This is a genomic window from Polyangium sorediatum (genome assembly GCF_029946465.1).
GTDB lineage: Bacteria > Myxococcota_A > Polyangia > Polyangiales > Polyangiaceae > Polyangium > Polyangium fumosum.
Genome location: NZ_JARZHI010000086.1, coordinates 1 through 18,831, shown reverse-complemented (window position 1 = coordinate 18,831; position 18,831 = coordinate 1). Strand labels below are relative to the sequence as shown.

The following is an 18,831-nucleotide window of genomic DNA, read 5'->3' as shown; positions in this document are numbered from 1 at the left end:
GCTTCTGCCTCAGGGCAAGACGCACTGCCCCAGCGCGTCGTTGCACTTGAATGCGCTCGGGCAATCGGCGTTGTATTTGCACGGCAGCCCGCCGCACTGGGCGCTCGACTCCACGCAATGCTCCGTGGCCTCGTTGCATTTGGACTCGCCCGAGCAATCGGAGTCGTACATGCACGCGGCACCGTAACACGCCGGCGTCGCGACGGTGATGCGGCAATACGAGCCGAACCCGTACTCGTCGCGGCAGATCGTGCCGACGACCTCCGGCTCGCCGGCGCCGTTGCAGGTCCAGTCCCCGGCCTGCGTCTTGCCGAGGCAATCGGTCTCCGCGACCCATTTGTCCTGGCAGAGATCGGTCTGCGTCTTGCTCATGATGTCGACGCACTGGGCCGTCGAGGTGAACCAGGCGGGGCAGCCGGCGAGCATCGTCTTTTCGCAGAAGACCTGGAGACGGTCCATTTCGGTGAGGCCGCTGGGCCCGGACGACGTGGACGACGAAGACGACGAAGACGACGAGGTGCTGGACGACGACGGACCGGGGTCGTTGCCGCCCTCGCCCCCGCTCCCGCCCTCGCCGTTGTCGGAGCCGGAGCTCCCGGTGCCGGCGCCGCAGGCGAGGAGGAAAGCGAGAGGGAGCGACCACACGAGTTGTTTCACGACGAGACTCCTTGGTGACGTGGAGGAACACCGCGGCCGGTGCACATGCACCCCGCACCAAGGGACAGGTCGTCTCCGATCGAGGTCGCAACAAATCGTCAGGTCGCATCGGGCGGGGCCTCGGCGCCGTGGGACTCGCGCAGGAGGCGGGACAGGCTGAGGTCGAAGCGGCTGAGCACGCCGCCGAGCAGGCTCTCGAGGTCGTCCGGGCGCAGGCGCAGGCGGCTCGCGAGCGCCTGCCGGGTCCGCGTGGCCAAGAGGTCGCGCGCGGCGCCGAGCCAGCGGGCCACGGTCGCGCGATGGGCGCCGTACATCGGCGCGATGTCGTCGATCGAGAGGCCATCGAGCAAGCTGAGGCGCAAAAGCGCGCGGTCGCGCGACGAGAGCGTGGCGAGCGCCTCCCGAAACGCCGCGCGGAAGTGCTGCTGCTGGTCCAGCCGGCAGAGCCCCGCCTCCACGTCGGCGGCCTCGGGCAGCGCGGCCAGCGCGTCGTCGTCGTCCTCGATGGGCTTCGCCGCGGCCTCGTCGTTCGCGAGGAGGTGGACCGCGACGGTGCGCACGAACCCGCCGAGGGGCCCGCGCCCGGCGTACAACGCGAGCTTGGGGGGACCGTGAAGCTCCGTGAGCAGGCGCGTCCGCGTCCGTTGCAGCATCTCGTCGACGCGCGCTTCGTCGGCACGCATCGACAGCGCGCGCCGCGCCGAGGGCAGCACCTCCCGCTCGAACGCTTCGAGCGCCGCGTGCACGCCGCGCAAGCAAGCGGCGGCCAGGTACAGGCCGCCCGCGTCGATGGCGTCGAGCTGCGTGGCGAGGGGCTCGTCCTCGCGGAGCCGGCGGGCCAGGTGACCGAGCCACAGCTCGTCCTCGAACGGGACCGTGGGCCACGCCTCGCGGCCGCGCGCCGCTGCCCGCGCGAGCGCGGCTTCGGCCCGCGCGTCGAGCGCACCACGCAGCGGCTCGGGCAGGCCCGCCTCGAAGGCTTCTCGTGCAACCCTTTCTTTCCCGATCACGGCGCCATTGTTGCACACGTCCTCCCCGTGACCACCGGGCATGGCGTCGCGCGGATCAGGGGGTCCCGCCGAAGACATCGTCGGCCGCGCGTTCGAATGCCGAAAGCGCGCTCGCGCCGAACAACACCATCCGCACGAGGGCCGGCGTACCGTGGGCGCGCAGGTCGTCGCGCACCGCCGTGAGCGACACGCGCGCGGCTTCGTCGAGCGGGTAGCCGTAAACCCCCGTGCTGATCGCAGGGAATGCGACGGACGACAGGCCATGCTCGCGGCACAGGCGCAGCGCCTCGGTATGACAGCTCGCGAGGAGCCCCGGCGCGCGCGCCCCCTCGCGCTCGTAGACCGGGCCGACGCAGTGAATCACGGACCTGGCACGCAGGCGAAACCCGGGCGTGATCACGGCCCCGCCGGTCCGCAAAAGGCCTCCGGGCAGGGTCTTTTTCACCTCGCGGCAAGCGGCGACGAGCTCGGGACCCGCGGCCCGATGAATGGCGCCGTCCACGCCGCCGCCGCCGAGCAGCCCGGCATTCGCGGCATTGGCAATGGCGTCGACGTCCTCGGTCGTGATGTCGCCTTCGACCAGAGAGACTTTGCAGAGACCCACGGAGAACGCGCGCGGCATAGGTCGCTCCTCGTTTCGGGAGACGTACGATACGGCAGGCCCGCTCCTTTGGGCACTGGAATGAGCGTGGTCCCGGGGGAGGGGGCCGGACGAGACGAGGGGGCCCGGAAGACAGGCGAAAGGGGGGGCGCTCGTCCGGCCGCCAACGACATCTCCTGTGCTAGGGTGCGCGCGATGTCGAGCGCCCCGTCTGCCCTGACCCCGAAGCCCACGCGTTTCCTCGACGCCGTTCGTCGCGGCGTGCTCGTCGTCGACGGGGGCATGGGGACGCAGATCTACGAGCGAGGCGTCCTCTTCAACGTCAACTACGAAGAGCTCGTCGTCTCGCGCCCGGAGCTCGTCCTCCGCATCCACGAAGACTACGTGCGCGCCGGCGCCCAGGTGGTCGAGACCAACACCTTCGGCGCCAACCGCGTCCGGCTCGCCCGCCACGGCTACGCCGACCGCGTCCGCGAGTTCAACGTCGGCGCTGCCCAGCTCGCCCGCAAGGCCGTGGGCGACCGCGGCTATGTCGCCGGCGCGATCGGCCCGAGTGGCCTCGTGTTCGCCGCCTTCGGCGAGGACGACCGCAGCCGCGTGCGCGACGCCTTCGGCGAACAGGCCGAAGCCCTCGCCGAGGGCGGCGCCGACGTCCTCCTGCTCGAAACGATGCGCCAGCCCGAGGAGCTCCTCCTCGCCATCGACGGCGTCCGCAGGGCCGTCGGCGACGCCTTGCCCATCGTCGCCAATGTCTCCGTCGACGCCGATCTCACCCTCTCCGACGGCACGCCCGTCGCCGACATGGGCGCGCGCCTGCGGGACCTCGGCTGCAATGTCATCGGCGTCAACTGCTCCGACGGCCCGCAGGTCGTCCTCGCCGCGATCGAAAAACTCCTGCCGCTCGACATTCCGCTCTCGGCCATTCCGAACGCCGGCCTTCCCCGCCGCGTCGACGACCGCTTCATTTACGTCTCCACGCCCGAATACTTCGGCGTCTTTGCCCGGCGCCTCTGCAAGCTCGGCGTCCGGCTCATCGGCGGCTGCTGCGGCACGACGCCCGAGCACATTCGCCGCATGGCCGCCGCCGCGCGTATGGAGGCGAGCGCCGCCGCGGGCGCGTGCGAGGATCCCGGTCCACTCTGGGTCGGGGTCGCCGATAGCAGCATTCCCCCCGAGCCGCCGGTCCTCGTGATCGGCCAGCGGCCTGTCGCCACGGCGGAAAAGAGCAAACTCGCGGCCAAGATCGGCAAGAAGTTCGTCGTCTCCGTCGAGGTGAACCCGCCCGTCGGCGTCGACCCGAACTCGGCCATCCAGGCGGCGAAGATGCTCGTCACGGGCGGCGTCGACGTCATCAACATCGCGGACGGCGCGCGCGCCCAGGCGCGTATGTCGAACCTCGCGCTCGCCGTGCGTATGCAGGAGGAGCTCGGCGTCGAGACGCTCCTGCACGTCTGCGGCCGGGATCGGAACCTGCTCGGGCAGGTCGCGCACCTGCTCGGCGCCCACGCGCTCGGCATTCGCAACCTCGTCGTGGTCACCGGCGATCCCCCCAAGATGGGCGATTTCCCCGACGCGACGGCCGTCTACGACCTCGACTCGGTCGGCATCCTCCGCCTCGCCTCGCGCCTCAATGCCGGCATCGACCCCGGCGGCAAACCGCTCGGCGGCGTGACCTCGTTTTTCTGCGCGACGGGCGCCGAGCCTGCGGCCTTGAACTACGAGCGCGAAATGGAGCGCCTCAAGCTGAAGAAACGCGCCGGGGCCGAATTGATCATGACGCAGCCGGTCTACGACCCGAACGTGCTCGATCGATTCTTGAAAGACGCCGAGCCCCTCGGCCTGCCGGTTCTCGTCGGCATCCTGCCGCTCGCGAGCCACAAGAACGCCGAGTTCCTCCACAACGAGGTCCCCGGCATGCAGATCCCGCGGGAGGTGCGCGACCGCATGCAACGCGCCGGCAGCGGCCCCGCCGCGCGCAAGGAGGGCGTCGCCATTGCCCGGGAGATGCTCGCGGCGGTGCGGAACCGCGTCGCGGGGGCGTACATCATGCCGCCGCTCGGGCGGTATGAGCTTGCGCTCGAGGTGATGGACGGGATTGTTTGACGTAAAACGCCCCCCGACGACCGAGCGGCCCCGGAGAGCCAAAGTTCGAGGAGGATGGCAGCAAGATCGGCGGCTCGGCCGATCCCGAGATTCCATCCCTGAAGGGGCAATCCAAGCGGCCATTGGGCGAATAGTTCCTCGCCGCCGCCTCGAGCCTTCCGCGACCGGAGGCCAGCAACGACGTCGCCGCCTCCGTCTCGGTCCAGCCCCGGGAAGCCGAGAACGACGTCGCGCAGGGAGGTGACGCCGACGCCGACGCTCCGGCCGAGAACGATGGTGAGCTCGCCCTCTCGGTCGTCTGACGACCCACCCGCGCACGACGGCGGTCCCGGGTGCGGCTCCGGATAAGCGAAGGGGGCTTCCGCGAGGACCGCCTGGAAGTTGGCCCCCTTGTGAACGGGGAGCGGAAGATCCGGGACCATGCTGCCGACTCCGCCAAAGAAGCTCAACGAATCCTCAAGAACACGGTCCCCGCATCCGGCCACGACAGCTCAGCCGAGGAGACCGCCGAGCATCGGACCCGAGAGGCCGCCGCACCCGGCGACGATCCTACAGCCCAAGTCCGCTTTCGGGACGCCGGTGGCGAGGGCGCCGCATCCCGCGACAGTGGCGCAGCGGCGCGAGGCTCAGATGCGGCAGGTGAAGCACGCCGCCGTCCAGCGCATGGAAATCGAAGAGGATGATAGCTCTCTCGTGTGTAAACACTGTAATGATTTTCTCGGCATAAATGCGCTATGGGAAAACGATCTCGTCAAGGTCACCAAGTGTATCTTCAAGTCGAGCCTCTATGTCATCAGCAAGCGCCATCGGGAAGATGACGAACTGGACGTAGCGATCGAGCACCTGCACCAGACAGTGGAGTTCGCCCAGATGCTCGGTTGGCCCAGCATCACTCACGTGGTGATGCACATCGGGCCGACCAAAAAAAAGAGCGGGAATTCATACGACGGGTACGAGCACTTTCACTCATTCGTTATATTTGATCCTAAAAACAATGAATTGGAGAGGAAATATCAAAGTGGACCATCGTGGGCCCGCGATATGCCTGTGGCTACGGAGTTGTGGGGGAACGTATCTGTGATCAAATACGCGAGGGATGACTATGTGCTAGGGGTAGAGGAAGTGTACCGGTTGAGCCGGAAGCAACGAGTCAATGGGCTCACTCCTGTTTATTTTTCGATTGTCTTCGAGAACGGAGCGCCGAAGACCACCCAATTCAGTATCTGACGACCCGAAGACCTTCGGGGTGGAACTGGGCGCCGTCGCCATGCTGGTGCCTTCGCGCCATTCCGTCCTGCGGAACCGCGTCGCGGGGGCGTACATCATGCCGCCGCTCGGGCGGTATGAGCTCGCGCTCGAGGTGATGGACGGGATCGTCTAGCCCTCCGGGGTCACTTCGCCGGAGGCGGCTGACAGCAGAAGACCCTCGGCTCTACGCCCTTCACCGTACCGACGAGTTCCCCGCCCTTCGGTTCGCACGTTCCGGGCTCGTTCACGGTCCACTTCGCCGACATCGACCCGAGAGCGTACGTGAACGGCGACCCGCTGATGTCCAGGCAGAATGGCGTTGCAGGAACGTTTTCGAACAGGGACATGGGAACGCCAGAGCATGCCGTGTCCTGGAACGCCGACAGGGTCGCGCTGCATTTGGCTCCCGTCGGCTCCCCGCATTCGCAAGGTGAGCACTCGACCTTCCCGGTGGTACCCCGGTAGAACAAGAACTGCTCGGGGAACGCCTCGGGACATTGAGGCAGGTTCGCTTCGTCGACGGGCAGCGTGTACTGCACGCACTGACGGAACTCCGGCGGAGGTGGCTCGGTGCTCGGCAGGCACGTCTCGCTCGGGGACTCGCAACGTCCTTCTGCGGCGCCGTGACAAGCCTTCGCGTACTTGCCCCAGTAGACGCCGTTCGCGAACGATTTAGGCCCGTCAGGCCCGCCAGGAGCGAAGCCCGGGGCCTTGGGGATGGGATTTCCGATCGGCTCGCATCCCGCCACGGTGGGAGCCGCCAATTCGATCGACGCGAAGCTTCCCGAAGGGAGGACGGAGGGGGAGACGCACGAACCGTCCCATCCTTCCGGGCCTGAATACTCCATTGGATTGGCGCCTTGACAGAAGCTCGCGGAATCGACGTTGATCGAGCCAGGCAGCGCGCAACCCGCAGGACCGCACGAGCACGTCTGACATGGCACATGCACCGACAGATCGGCGTAGCCCTGGTAGAACACGGTATCGGCCCGCTCGGGACAATCGGGAGCCTCTTCCTCTGCCCCCATCCACAGGAGAACGGCCTTTTCCCTGTAGTCTGACGTCCCCATCGGTACGCACTGCCCGCCTCGCGCGATACACGATAGCGGCTCGATGCCGCTACCCCCGTCAGGAGGGAAGCAATCTCCATGGATATCGGTATCGGGGTTCGCGTCCGGGTCACACCAGAAAACGACATCCCACGGTTCGGTTGTGCACCCATGGACGGCCATGAGGGCGCCGAGACCAAGGGCACCAGCGATGCTGGCCGTCAGATACGCGCCACGATATCGATCAAAAAGCATGGTCGACTTCCTCTTCCAGATCCTTCGAGCCTTATTGTGAAATGACAAAAGTGACACCAGCCGAAGCCAAGAACCTGCCACCATTCCAGACGGGGGTGGCGCTGTTGGGAGTTTGGATCGAGATCGACGTTTGCCTGAGCATCGAGGAAACGTCTCCGAACAAGCGAATCGAGACGGGCCCTGCGATCTTGTATCGAGCCCCGATGCCGATCCCGACGCCCGGAATCACTTCGCTCTCCCTGTCAGGCAAGTAGGGCGGGGGGTCGGCCATGTCGTACTGGATGACGTTCAAGCTCGCCAACACGCACGTGTCCAGCCACCTCCACGATACGCAGGGTCCAGCGACACCACTCAAGATGAATGCGTCGATCGGGCGATCCTCCACCGACCCGACAGACCACGCTCCCCGGACGCCAGCCGTTACGGAAAAGGTTTCTCGACGATACCAGCCGGCCAGCGAAGCACCCAGCGCTGGCGACGGTAGAGCACCCGCCACCAGCGTGGGGCCACCCTCGACGCTGAACAGACCGCGGCCTGTCGGTGCGCTCAGAGGGCCCACCTTCTCCCGGACAACGACGGGCTTCTCTTTCGGCTCCCTGACGATCGTTCCACGAGGAGGGGCCTCCCGGGGTGGCGGTGGCGGAAAGTTCAATTCGACGAAAATCGGCTTCCCCGAAACGCACGCGACGGTTTCCTTGACATCCCTGCGTTCCGGCAGACTTGCGACCACGTCGATCTTGCCGGGGGGTACAAAGGTCCAGAACGCCCCCTCGCTCCTACCGACGTTACTGCCGCCAATCATGACGTTTGCGTTGACGTCGCTGGTCATGACATCGAGGCGACAGACGCGCTTTCGGACACGCTCGTAAGCCTCGAAGAATTGCCTGCGTTCGGCGCTGGATGCGCCGGCAGCCTCGCTCACGGCTGCATGCAACGCGCGTGCAATGACGATGTCGTTCTCCGGCGTTTGCTGGAACATCGAGAGGACGAGCCCGAGTCGCCCGAGAAGACGGGGATCCAGCTTGAGGTTGAGAGCGCCCTCGTAGGCATCAGCGGCGTCGTTCAGGCGACCCGCCGCGAGGGCACGGTCTCCGCTCTCCACGAGAGCCTTGAATCTCGCTTCCTCCTGCTGGCTGAGGCGCGCATTTGCGCGAGCTGCGCGGGACGTCTTGGGCTCGGTCGTCTGCACGGCAGAGGGAGACGGCGTACCCTTCTCGTCTTCTGCCGCCTCACAGGGTACGGACAGCGAGAAAACGAGCAGGGTCGCGAGGGCGGCAGATCTCGACACGGGACGAGCATCCTACACACGCGGACGAACCCTCGGGAAGGAGGTTTGTGCACGGACGAACCTCACGAGCAGCCCTTGTGTGCGCATCGTCCGCGTGAGACTGCCGTCAACTCCAGGTGATACGGTTGACCACATCACATCCTGGAAGCCCCCGTGGGTTCGTCCAAGGACAACGGTCCTTCAGGGAGATGAAGGCTTGGGAGCTTCCGCAGCCAGGCGGCGCAGATACTCGGCAAGTCCAGACCCGGCGGGATCGAGAGATCCCTCGGCGCCGGGGCGGCCAGGAGGGGTGAAATTGCCGCGGGAGGATCAGGGAACAATCTTCACAAGGAAGCCGCTCCCCGGATACTCCGACGGCGCTTGCATCTGCGACACGCCGTTGAAATCGAGCGTCGACTCGAAGTAGCCCGCGACGAAGATGTTGCCTTGCGGGTCCACGGCGATGTCGGAGGCGTCCTGCTGGCTCTCCGTGCCGGAGAGCGCGGTGCTGTAGAGGTGGTTTCCTGAGGGATCGAGCTTGACGACGTAGGAGTCCCCCCACCAGGAGCCGTCCGGGTTGTCCAGGATCCCTCCGCCGAAATCGAAGGGACCGATGAATTGGCCCGTGAAGGCCACGTTGCCTACCGGGTCGACCGCGAGATCCTTGAAGTACCTCGCTCCCCCCTCGAACTCGTCCAGGGACTTGAACTGCCTCGCCCACATCTGCGCGCCCGAGGCGCCGCTGAATTTCGCGACGTGGATATCCTTCAGCGCATACCCATTGCTCGGCAGGCCCGCGGCGAGGATGGTGCCCTCGGCATCAAAGGCGACGCCGGACATGTCCGTGTCGACCGGGACGCTGAAGAGCGTGTTTCCCGCGGCGTCGAGCTTGACCAGGAATCCATAGGTCGAACCCGGCAGGGGACCCTTGCCGAAATCGGGCTGCCCCTCGCGTAACCCCACGATGGCCACTTCGCCTGCCAGGTTGACCGCGATGGCCCACGGAAACACCTTGTCGGCGTCCGCGAGGGTCGTGATCCTCTTGCTGAAGATGTGCTCTCCGCCGGGACCGTATTTCGCGAGGAAGAGGTTATAGTCGAGATAGAGGTAGCCGTCGCCGAAATCGATGCCGTCGGGATCGATGCCCGTGACCAGCACGTTCCCGGCTGCGTCCGCTGCGAGGTAACGGCGACTGTACTCGACGCCGTCCCCGAGCCCGATGATCTTGGCCCACAGGCCGTGGCCCGAGCCGTCGAGCTTGGCCACGAAAGAATACCCCGCGAATCCGACGTCGAGGGTCACGCCGTCGAGGTCGAGCTTTTTGCCGGAGATGCCGCTCAGGAGCAGATTGCCGTCGCCGTCGGTGGCGAGCCTGTCGACGCGTGTCTTCCCATCGCCACCAAATGCTTTGGCGTAGAGGATCTGGCCCTGTGCATCGAATTTCGCCAGGAACATCGCGCTGGGCGCCGGCGGGACGAGCGGGCCCAATCCGAGATCAACCGTTTGGTGGAAGACCCCCGCCACGTAGACATTGCCTGCCTTGTCCACGGCGACCTGCTGGCCCTCGTAGTCGGCAGGCAGCTTCTTGCTCCACGCCATGACGCCGGGATTGCTGGTGCCGCCGTCGCCGCCTTGTCCGCCTTGTCCACCGTCGCCGCCTTGGCCACCGTCGCCGCCTTGTCCGCCCGCTCCGCCTTGCCCGCCCGCGCCGCCTTGCCCACCGGCGCCGCCTTGTCCCTCGGGGGTTCCTTGTCCGCTGGTGCCGCCGCATGCGGTCGCCAGGACGAGGCACGCCATGCCGAGGGCACGGATCCCCGGCAAGACCAGACGAAGGCTCTTTGAATTCGTACGAAAGGAAGTCACGTGATTTGCTCCTGTCGATGCGCTGGCGTCGACGACTCCGCCGCGTCAGGGGACTCGGCAGGCGTAGCGCCCCAGAGGCCCGGGGAGAATGCACGTTGGCACCCGACGGCCGTGCAAAAATTCACAGCCCAGGGACGGGGACGATCTCGCGCTTCGTCGCCGCGCTTTCGCGTGCCGTTATGGCTGACCGTGCGCTCGAGGTGATGGACGGGATTGTCTGAGAGCGCGAGGATACGCTCTTGCGTCCCACGGGCCGGGGAAAACGCACGCGCCCCCCCGGGTCATGCTCCGAAGCGACCCGTCTCATCGATCGGGGCGCCCGTTCTCGGTGTGCTTCCTCAGGCGGTGACGCCAGCTCCTCCCTTCACTTGCTCATGAGGAAATCGAACTGATCGTTTTCCTTGGCGCCTACGACCCTCAGGCCCAGGCACGCCGTCGGGCCCGTGTAGTGTGCGAAGTGATAGTAATTCACGTTCGGCGTCGTGATATACTTGTAAAAGTATCCCCCCGAGAGCGGGAGATAATCCCAATCCGACCCGTAATACTTCGGGTCCGGACAGTTGCTGCTGTTCTTGGCCTTCACGATGCCGAACTCGGGCCCGGCCCACTGGGAGGCGATCTGTCCATTGGAGACGACGGTCACCGTGTGGTCGCCGATGGCCGTGCCGCAGATCTTCCCCGTCCACTGGGTCAGCCCCGTCCAGTAGGCGGAGTAGTTGTATCGCTCGCCGGCATCGAAACAAATCCCATACCACCAGGTGGGGGGCTGGTAGCAGCTCGCCAACTCGAACGAGGCGTACGTGGCCGGCGTTTTGTCGAGGCGCTCGAAGACGGTCGGGTAGTTCGAGGGCGCGGCAGCCGCCAGCGCGTCGTTATCACAGGCGATATCCGCGGCGAGCGTCTGGATGCCGCCGCTCGGAGCCTTGAGCGATTCCTCCAGCGCGCGTTTGGCCCAGCCCTGCTGCTCCTTGGCGCCGGCCGTGATCGAGCCGCGGAGCGCCTCAGGCACGGGCGTGCCCGGCTCCGACAGGGCGTAGAACAGATCCCCGTGCTTGACGTCCTCGCCGAGCTTCTCGCCCAGGTGGGTGAAGACGGACGGGCGCATCGTTTCCATGCTCTCGATCACCAGCGAGCCGCGCTCCGTGTCGCCCTCGCTGAAGGTCGAGACGAACGTGAGGGTGTGGCCCGAGGCGACCTCGAGGACCGCGAGCTGCTCCATCGACGAGCCCTGCTGGCCGGTGGAGTCCTGAGAATCTCGAGCCGCTTCGGTTTCGAGGTCGACCTCCTGCGTGTCGAGGGCGCACCCGCCGAGCAGGAGACTGCCGAGGAAGAGACTCGCGAACGAGTATTTCATGAGCGTCCCTCTCCGCGCGGCGCGCGTCCCCGCCGGGGAAGCGGCATCTTTTTCATTCTTGCTGGAGCCGTGGCCGCCGTCGGCGATGAGAGCAGTGAGGTGCGTCGACATGGTTCCTACTCCGTTCATCTATGGCTTGTCGGGGAACATTGCGTTCCCGTGTGACCTCATTGCAACCGACGTGCCGGCGCGGGGAGCGCGTGAAACGCAGGGAGCAAAGCTCATGTGTGTTATGCGGACGATACAATGATACGCAGGCATAACGCTGAGGTGTCACGATGGCGTGACGGCGCGGCCGCGCGGCTTGGGCCATCCTCCCGCGCAGTCGCGACCTCGCACCCGCGCCCAGGCGTCACCCAAGATCCCGGTTGCACAACCTCTGGGAAGCCGTGGGCGACCTCTAGGAGGCCGTGGGCGACCTCCGGGAAGCCGTGGGCGACGTCTGAGAAGCCGCGGGCGACGTCTGAGAAGCCGCGGGCGACGTCTGAGAAGCCGCGGGCGACGTCTGAGAAGCCGCGGGCGACGTCTGAGAGGCAGCAGGCGACCTCTGGGAAGCCGCGGGCGCGTCTCTGAGAAGCCGCGGGCGATCTCTGGGAAGCCGCGGGCGACCTCCGGGAGGCCGTGGGCGACGTCCGGGAAGCCGCGGGCGCGTCTCTGAGAAGCCGCGGGCGCGTCTCTGAGAAGCCGCGTGCGACCTCTGGGAAGCCGCGTGCGACCTCCGGGAAGCCGCGGGCGTGTCTCTGAGAAGCTGCGGGCGACCTCCGGGAAGCCCCCGCCGGATCACGGAACCCGCGCGGCATGGCTCCAACCCTGCGCGCGGCCTCTCAAACTCAGTGCGCCGCGTACCACGCCGCCCAGGTGGTCCAGAGGTGCACCTGGTGGGCCGGCTCCCCGAAGCCATGCGGCTCGCGGGGGTAGCGGTGGAAGCGCACCTCGCAGCCGATGTCGGTCAGGGCGCGGTAGAGCAACCAGCCGTTGATGGGGGGCACGCGCGTGTCCTCGTCGCCGTGCGCGATCAGCGTCGGGGTCGCCACGTTGCTCACCGAGCGCAGCGGGTTCGAGTCGGCGAACTCCTCGGGCTGCTTCCAGGGATTGCCGCGGAACTCCCATTGCGCGGCTTCTCCGTGGTTGATGTCCGAGTGCGCATACTGCGCCACCACGTCCACGACCCCCGCGCCCACCAGCGCGGCCCGGTAGCGGCGCGTATGGCCGATGGTCCACGCCGTGACGAACCCGCCCCAGGACCAGCCGCCATAATAAAGCCGCTGCGGATCGACACGTCCGGCCTTGATGAGCGCGTCCACGCCGCTCTCGATGTCGGCGAACTCGACCTCGCCGAGCCGGCCCCGGTTCGCCGCATAAAAGGCCTGCCCATACCCAAAGCTGCCGCGGTAGTTCGGGCGCAGCACGGAATAACCGCGCGCCGCCATGTAGTGCGCGAAGGGGCTGAACCCGTCCTGGCTCACGTCGTCCGGCCCGCCGTGCGGGTAGACCAAAAGCGGCGCAGGCCCCGCGCCCGCGTGCGGCGAGACCGTGAGAACACCCTCGATCTCCTGGCCGTCCGCGTTCTTCCAGCGCACCACCTCGCTCTTCGCGAGCGTCCATCCCCCGACGCGCGACGCTTGCGGCGCGACCACCTGCAGCGCGCCGGTTTGCAGGTCGACCACCGTCGGCGCATGGGGATCGGTCGGCGCGGACGAGAGCGTCGCCGCAAACCGCCCCGATCGGTCCGTGGTGCCCAGGGGGCTGAGGATACGCGTCGTCCGGCCGAGCTGGGTCGGGCTGCCGCCCGCGGCCGGGACACGCACGAGCTTGGTCCCGGTCCGCTCGGCGACGAGCAGCGTCAGGTTCCGGCTGTCGCCCGACCAGGCGAAGCTCGTGATCGTCGCGTCGAGCTTGTCCGCCACGTCCCAGGATCGCCCGCTCGTGGCCTCGTACACGTGGAGCGCGTTGAGCATCGAGAGCGTGTTCTTTCCGCTGTGCACGGCCAGGTGGCGCCCGTCCGGCGACCACGCGAGGTGACCGAGCGGCCGCGGCTCCCGGGTCAACTCGCGGACGAGGGCCCCGTCGGCGGCGCCGAGGATGCGCACCGAGTGCGAGATGGCCACGTCATGGGGCTCCGCCGACGGCGAGGTGATCACCGCGAACGTCCGCCCGTCCGGCGACCAGCGGAACGTGATCACGTTCTCCTTGCCCGACGTCACCCGCCGCGGGGCCTTGTCGCCGCGCACCATCACCCAGAGCTGCGACGACCGGAAGTGGCTGGCCTCGTCGACCACGCCGCCCTTGCGCCAGGCGGCCGTCTTTTCAGCCTCGGTGAGCGGCGGCGCGGCCGTGAAGGCAATCGCGCGGCCGTCGGGCGAGAAATCGTAGTCCTCGAGGTCCAGCTCGCCCAGGTCGAGCACCTCGGCCTCGCCGCCATCGAGCGGGAGCACGTGGATCTTGCGCCCCTTGCCCTGCGCGCGCACGAAGGCGAGGGCGCGGCCGTCCGGCAGCCATCTCGGGTTTCCGACGGATGTTTCGGCCCGCGTGAGCTGCCGGGGCGTCCCGCCCGCGCGCCCCACCACCCAGAGCTGCGCCTCGGATTTCCAGCCGCCGGACGTGTCGTTGTCCGAGGGCTGCGCGTCCGGGTCGAGCCGCGACGTTCGGACGACGTAGGCGACCTGCTGCCCGTCCGGGGAGATGCTGACGGCCTGGATACGCGGCAGGGACGCGACGTCCACCGCGAGCGGGCGCGTCTCGGCATGCGCCTCCGCCGGGAGCGTGGGCACGGGGGCCGGCGCGGAGGCGGCGGGCGCGGCGGGCGTGGTCCACGGGGGCAACGCGGCCGCGCTCGGGGAGGTGGGGGCCGTGGAGGTCGCGGAAGGCGTGGCGGGGTCCGGGGCGGTCGCCGCGCCGCAGCCGAGGAGGGCGAGAGCCAGGACCAGGAAGGACGAAACGCGCGTGCGCATGGGGGACGGACGCTAGCACGCCCCCGAGGCCCCCCGCGCGGGCTCACACGCGCAAGAGCAGGAGCGTGACGAGGTAGACGAGGTAGCCGAGGACGAAGAAGGCGCCTTCCCTGCGCGAGACCATGCGGTCCGAGAGGAAGACCGGGACGCAGAGGACGGCCACGCCCACCGCGAGGGGGATGTCGATGAGCAGGACGGCTTGATCGACGAGGATGCCGCTCGGCGAGGCGACGCAGGTGGCGCCGAGGATGAAGAGGATGTTGAAGATGCTGCTGCCGAGGAGGTTGCCGACCGCGATGTCCCGCTCGTCCCGGAGGGTGGCGATGAGCGTGGTGGCGAACTCCGGCGCGGAGGTGCCGATGGCGACGATGGTCAGGCCGATGATGGCGTCGGAGACGCCGAGCGCGCGCGCGATGTCGACGGCGCCCTGCACGAGGAGGTCGGCGCCGACCAGGATTACGATGAACCCGACGACGAGCATCGCCACGTCGCGGAAGCGAGCGAGGGTCCGCGCCCGCCGGGAGACCACGACGTCGGACACCTCGGACGCCGCGGGTTGCGTGGGGTCGGGCGCGCGGCGCGCCATGCGCAGGAGCACGACGGTGTAGACGAGCGAGCTGAGGAGCATCAGGCAGCCCTCGAAGCGGCTCAGCACGCCGTCGAGGGCCATCACGAACATCGCGACCGCGGCGGCGATCATCACCGGCAGGTCGAGCCGGATGCTGAGCGCCTGCAGCGGCAGCGGCTTGATCCACGCGCTCAGCCCGAGGATGAAGAGGATGTTGAAGAGGTTCGTGCCGGCGATGTTGCCGACGGCCAGCGTCCCGGCGCCCTCCCAGCTCGCCGCGATGCCCACGGCGAGCTCGGGCATGCTCGTCCCCACGGACACGACGGTCAAACCGATCACCATCGGCTCGAGGCCGAGGACCCGCGCGAGCCGCGAGGCCCCGCGGAGCACGAGCTCGGCACCCACGACCAGGAGGACGAGGCCGCCGACGAAGATGGCCCACGCGTAGACGCCCACGGGCGCTCGTGATCAGCCGGCCGTCGCGCGCACGATCAGCACGTCGCTCGGCAGCGTGGAGAGCAGGCGCATGGCCACGCTGCCGAGGAGGGCGCCCAGGATCCCGGTGCGGCCGGCGGTGCCGAGCACGACGAGGTCGATCCCACGGGTATGGGTGAGATCGGACAGGAGCACGCCGGGGTCGCCGTATTCGCAGATCAGCGGGATGGCGTGGCCCGACCCGGTCTTCGCGTGGAGGTTCTCGAGGAACGCCTGCCCCTCGTCGAGCGCCCGGTGATGCGCCGCATCGCGCGCGGAGATCCGGTCGTCGATGTGTCCTTCGAAGAACACGTCGTAGGCGTAGAAGAGGCTGAGCTTCGCGCTCGTCGGGAGCAGGGCGAACGCCGTCGGGAGCGCGTCGCGGGAGCTCTCGGAGTAGTCGGTCGTGAGCATCACGTTCCGGTAGGCTTCGTGGGGCCGCGACTTCACGACGAGCAGCGGGACCCGGGTCTTTCGTACGATCTGCTCGACGGTGTTGCCGAGGAGCATGCGCCCGAGCGTCTCGCCGCGCGCCACGCCGGTGACGAGGAGATCGGGCTTCACCCGCTCGATGGCCCCGAGGACGACCGACGCCGGATCCCCTTGCTCCACCACCATGTCGACGTGGACCTTTGGGTCCTTGGGCATGTCGGCGCGGATCTGCTGCAAGGCGAGCTGCGCGGGGGTGAGCGTCTGGCGCCACGAGGGGAGGTCCGTCACCTGCGTCGACTCCTCGACCGCATGCACGACCGTGAGGCTCGCGTGCCACGTGGAGGCGAGGAGGACCGCGCGGTCCAGGGCACGATCACATCGGCAGCTCAGGTCGGTCGCGAGGAGGATCTTCTTGCTGGTCACGGCGTCTCCATCGTTTGTGGTGCAACGACTTTAACGAAACACGTCCGGGACGGCAACAGGCCGAGGAAGGTTTTCCCGCGTGCCTGCACATCGGCGTTCGTCCGGGCAGCGCGTGACGCCCCTTCGGCCGGTCATCTCCTGCTACCCTCCACCTCCCCTCGATGCCCGGCCCGACCGCCCCCGACGATCCTTCCGCCGCGCTCGCCGCGCGCCTCTGCAAGGTCGTCCCCGCGCTCGCCGACCTCGCCATGCGCACCGCCCTCGTCCTGCGCACCCTCGAAGACGCCGGCCCCCCCACCGCCGCCCGCGCCCTCGACGAGATCGCCTCCCGCGCCGAACAGACGGAAGCCCCCGCCCGCGAGGTCCTCGCCGCCCTCCTCCCGCTCCTCGGCGACCCCCTTCACGCCGGCTTCGTCGGCGCCCTCCGCGTCGTCGCCAAGGACGCCTCCCTCCTCGCCCTCGCCCGCCTCCTCCGCCGCAAAGCCAGGCACGCCGAATCCCAGGCCACCCCGCCGATCGAGCACCGCGGCATCGCCCTCGAACCCGGCGGCCGGCCCCTCTCCCTCGGCGAGCGCCGCGCCCTCGCGCGCAAGCCCTCCCGCGGGATCCTCGACAAACTCCTCGCCGACCCGCATCCGCGCGTCATCGAGAACCTGCTCGCCAATCCACGCCTCACCGAGGACGACGTCGTCCGTATCGCGGCCAAGCGCCCGCAAAAGCCCGAAATCGCCTCCGAGGTCGCGCGCTCCGCGCGCTGGATGGCCCGCGCCCGCGTGCGCATGGCGCTCGTCCTGAATCCCGGCACGCCCCCCGAGCTCTCCGTGCCCGTCCTCTCGCAGCTCCTGCGCCACGAGCTCGCCGACGTCGCCGAGTCGACCCAGGTCCCCGCCGTCCTTCGCTCCGCCGCCCTCGACCTGCTCGCGCGCAGGCCTCCGCTGCCGCCCGATCCCAACGGCGGCGCTTCGATGCAATGACCTGGTAACGGGGGAGTCCGATGGTTTAACCTCCCCGAATGGAGGTCGTATCCCTCTCCCCGCTGCCGGTCGCCTCGATGATCTGGCAGTCCGGACCCGGCGCCTGGACGCTCACGTTCGTCGCCAAGGCGACGTGCCAGATCCAGCCCGGAAAATCGCCCCTCGCCCCGACCCAGGAGCCGGTGCACGAGGAGGACTCCCACTGGGACGACGACGACGCCCGGAGCCTCTTCGCCGCGAGCGACCTCGCCCCCCTCAAAGCGCGCATCGACGTCATGCTCGTCGGCTCCGCGTTCGCGCCGCAAGGACAACCCGTCCGCTCGCTCTTCGCGCGCCTCATCGTCGGCGACCTCGACAAATCGATCGAGGTCCACCAGGACCGCACCTTCACCGCCGAGGGCGCCCTCGTCGAGGGCCAACGATTCTCCCGCATGTCGCTCGCGTACGAGCGCGCCGCGGGCGGGGCCGATACCACGAACCCCGTCGGCGTGCGCCTCGACGTCCGCGACTCCTTCGGCCGCATGAAGCTGCCGAACCTCCAGCCGCCCGGCCTGCTCGTCAGCTCCCCGAGCCCCCCCATCGCGCCCGTCGGGTTTGGCCCGGTCGCCCCGGGCTGGCCCCTCCGCCGCGGAAAGCTCGGCCGGTATGCCGCGAGCTTCACCCCGCATTCCCTCATCGCGGCCCCCTTGCCCGAGGACCTCGATCGTTCGTTCTTCAATGCCGCGCCCGGCGACCAGCAGCTCGCCGAGCTCGCCGAGGACGCGCGCATCGTCCTCGAAAACATGCACCCGCAAATCCCCCGCCTCGTCACGAACCTGCCGGGCCTCCGCCCCCGCGCCGTGCTCGAAGGCCGGGGCGGCGCGCACGTCCTGCCCTTGGCCTGCGATACGCTCTGGATCGACACCGACCGCCAGCTCGCGACGTTGACGTTCCGCGGGCGCATTCAGCTCGAGCGCCTCGAAGAGCCCGGCCGCATCGTGGTGACGCTCGAAGAGGCCACGAATGTCGTCGCCATCGCGCCGGCCCTCCCCGGGAGGCCCGTGAACCCGGAGACGCTCATTCCTCCGCCGCCCAAGCCGCGCGCCGCGACGATGACGATGATCGCGGCCGACGACGAGGGAATCGATACCGTCATTCCCACGGATCTGCGCGGGGGGGCGGCGCCGCGGCAGACAGGCGCGCTCCCGTTCGTGAAGGCCGCCGCGCCGGCGCATACCATCGCCGACGAACGCACGACGCAATCGGGCGGGCTTCCCTTTGCGGCCGCGGGCGCGCCGCCGGTGCAGCCCCGGGCGATATGGGACGAGCGGACCACGCCCTCGGGCGGGCTGCCGTTCGCCAAGCCCGGCCAGAATGCACAATCCTGGTCCCCCGTGCCGCCCGCGCCGCAAGCGCCACAAGCGCCACAAGCGCCACAGACGCCGCAAGCGCCGCCTCCGCCCCCGGCGCGCAGCTCGTCGCCTGGCTTCCGTGCGCAGAGTATGCCCGGGCAGCCGCCCGCGGCGCCGCCGTCGCCCGTCGTGGCCCCCGTCGTGGCCCCCGCGCCGCCCGCGCCCGTGCAGCCGCCGCCGCCCGTCCCGCGCGGTTCGCAGCCGGGCGGCG

At 68.6% G+C, this 18,831-nt stretch carries 13 protein-coding genes; 4 read left to right on the top strand and 9 right to left on the bottom strand.

What is annotated here, in order from left to right:
• Positions 1-9 precede the first annotated feature (9 nt).
• From QHF89_RS44125 to QHF89_RS44115, 3 genes are all read right to left on the bottom strand, one after another.
• A complete protein-coding gene (locus QHF89_RS44125) occupies positions 10-657 on the bottom strand; it encodes a hypothetical protein (protein ID WP_136966918.1) in 648 nt (215 codons plus the stop codon).
• Between the two features lie 98 nt (positions 658-755).
• Positions 756-1,709, bottom strand: a complete 954-nt coding sequence (locus QHF89_RS44120; protein WP_284721738.1) for a sigma factor-like helix-turn-helix DNA-binding protein — start codon at positions 1,707-1,709, stop codon at positions 756-758.
• 13 nt (positions 1,710-1,722) lie between these two features.
• Complete coding sequence (locus QHF89_RS44115) at positions 1,723-2,289, bottom strand: O-acetyl-ADP-ribose deacetylase (RefSeq protein ID WP_136966920.1); 567 nt, start codon at positions 2,287-2,289, stop codon at positions 1,723-1,725.
• Positions 2,290-2,463: 174 nt separating this feature from the next.
• On the opposite strand from QHF89_RS44115, the gene QHF89_RS44110 reads away from it, so the two are divergent.
• Together QHF89_RS44110 and QHF89_RS44105 are read left to right on the top strand one after the other, a co-directional pair.
• Positions 2,464-4,371 (top strand): bifunctional homocysteine S-methyltransferase/methylenetetrahydrofolate reductase, encoded by a 1,908-nt coding sequence (locus QHF89_RS44110; protein ID WP_136966921.1) that lies wholly within the window; start codon positions 2,464-2,466, stop codon positions 4,369-4,371.
• A gap of 606 nt (positions 4,372-4,977) precedes the next feature.
• Entirely contained in the window at positions 4,978-5,598 is a 621-nt protein-coding gene (locus QHF89_RS44105; RefSeq protein ID WP_136966922.1) for a hypothetical protein, read from the top strand.
• 1,356 nt (positions 5,599-6,954) lie between these two features.
• Here the strand turns inward: QHF89_RS44105 and QHF89_RS44100 are convergent.
• The 6 genes from QHF89_RS44100 to QHF89_RS44075 form a co-directional block, all read right to left on the bottom strand.
• A complete protein-coding gene (locus QHF89_RS44100) occupies positions 6,955-8,211 on the bottom strand; it encodes a hypothetical protein (RefSeq protein ID WP_136966924.1) in 1,257 nt (418 codons plus the stop codon).
• A 309-nt stretch (positions 8,212-8,520) separates the two neighbouring features.
• The gene (locus QHF89_RS44095) at positions 8,521-10,053 is read right to left on the bottom strand and encodes an SBBP repeat-containing protein (RefSeq protein ID WP_284721737.1); all 1,533 of its coding nucleotides are present in this window, start codon (positions 10,051-10,053) and stop codon (positions 8,521-8,523) included.
• Between the two features lie 364 nt (positions 10,054-10,417).
• Positions 10,418-11,518 (bottom strand): hypothetical protein, encoded by a 1,101-nt coding sequence (locus tag QHF89_RS44090; RefSeq protein WP_136966927.1) that lies wholly within the window; start codon positions 11,516-11,518, stop codon positions 10,418-10,420.
• Between the two features lie 719 nt (positions 11,519-12,237).
• A complete protein-coding gene (locus QHF89_RS44085) occupies positions 12,238-14,358 on the bottom strand; it encodes a S9 family peptidase (protein WP_284721736.1) in 2,121 nt (706 codons plus the stop codon).
• A gap of 43 nt (positions 14,359-14,401) precedes the next feature.
• Entirely contained in the window at positions 14,402-15,382 is a 981-nt protein-coding gene (locus QHF89_RS44080) for a calcium/sodium antiporter (RefSeq protein WP_136966929.1), read from the bottom strand.
• Positions 15,383-15,394: 12 nt separating this feature from the next.
• Positions 15,395-16,255, bottom strand: a complete 861-nt coding sequence (locus QHF89_RS44075) for a universal stress protein (RefSeq protein ID WP_136966930.1) — start codon at positions 16,253-16,255, stop codon at positions 15,395-15,397.
• A gap of 161 nt (positions 16,256-16,416) precedes the next feature.
• Between QHF89_RS44075 and QHF89_RS44070 the strand changes: the two genes are divergently transcribed.
• Both QHF89_RS44070 and QHF89_RS44065 read left to right on the top strand, forming a co-directional pair.
• Positions 16,417-17,229 (top strand): hypothetical protein, encoded by an 813-nt coding sequence (locus QHF89_RS44070; RefSeq protein WP_136966931.1) that lies wholly within the window; start codon positions 16,417-16,419, stop codon positions 17,227-17,229.
• 38 nt (positions 17,230-17,267) lie between these two features.
• The coding region (locus QHF89_RS44065; RefSeq protein ID WP_284721735.1) for a DUF2169 family type VI secretion system accessory protein at positions 17,268-18,831 on the top strand (1,564 nt) is incomplete at its 3' end.

What these genes read in the sequence shown, in the direction of transcription:
- QHF89_RS44090 (WP_136966927.1), bottom strand. Translation starts at nt 11,518, where the DNA reads ATGTCGACGCACCTCACTGCTCTCATCGCCGACGGCGGCCACGGCTCC.
- QHF89_RS44115 (WP_136966920.1), bottom strand. Translation starts at nt 2,289, where the DNA reads ATGCCGCGCGCGTTCTCCGTGGGTCTCTGCAAAGTCTCTCTGGTCGAA.
- QHF89_RS44120 (WP_284721738.1), bottom strand. Translation starts at nt 1,709, where the DNA reads ATGCCCGGTGGTCACGGGGAGGACGTGTGCAACAATGGCGCCGTGATC.
- QHF89_RS44085 (WP_284721736.1), bottom strand. Translation starts at nt 14,358, where the DNA reads ATGCGCACGCGCGTTTCGTCCTTCCTGGTCCTGGCTCTCGCCCTCCTC.
- QHF89_RS44070 (WP_136966931.1), top strand. Translation starts at nt 16,417, where the DNA reads ATGCCCGGCCCGACCGCCCCCGACGATCCTTCCGCCGCGCTCGCCGCG.
- QHF89_RS44110 (WP_136966921.1), top strand. Translation starts at nt 2,464, where the DNA reads ATGTCGAGCGCCCCGTCTGCCCTGACCCCGAAGCCCACGCGTTTCCTC.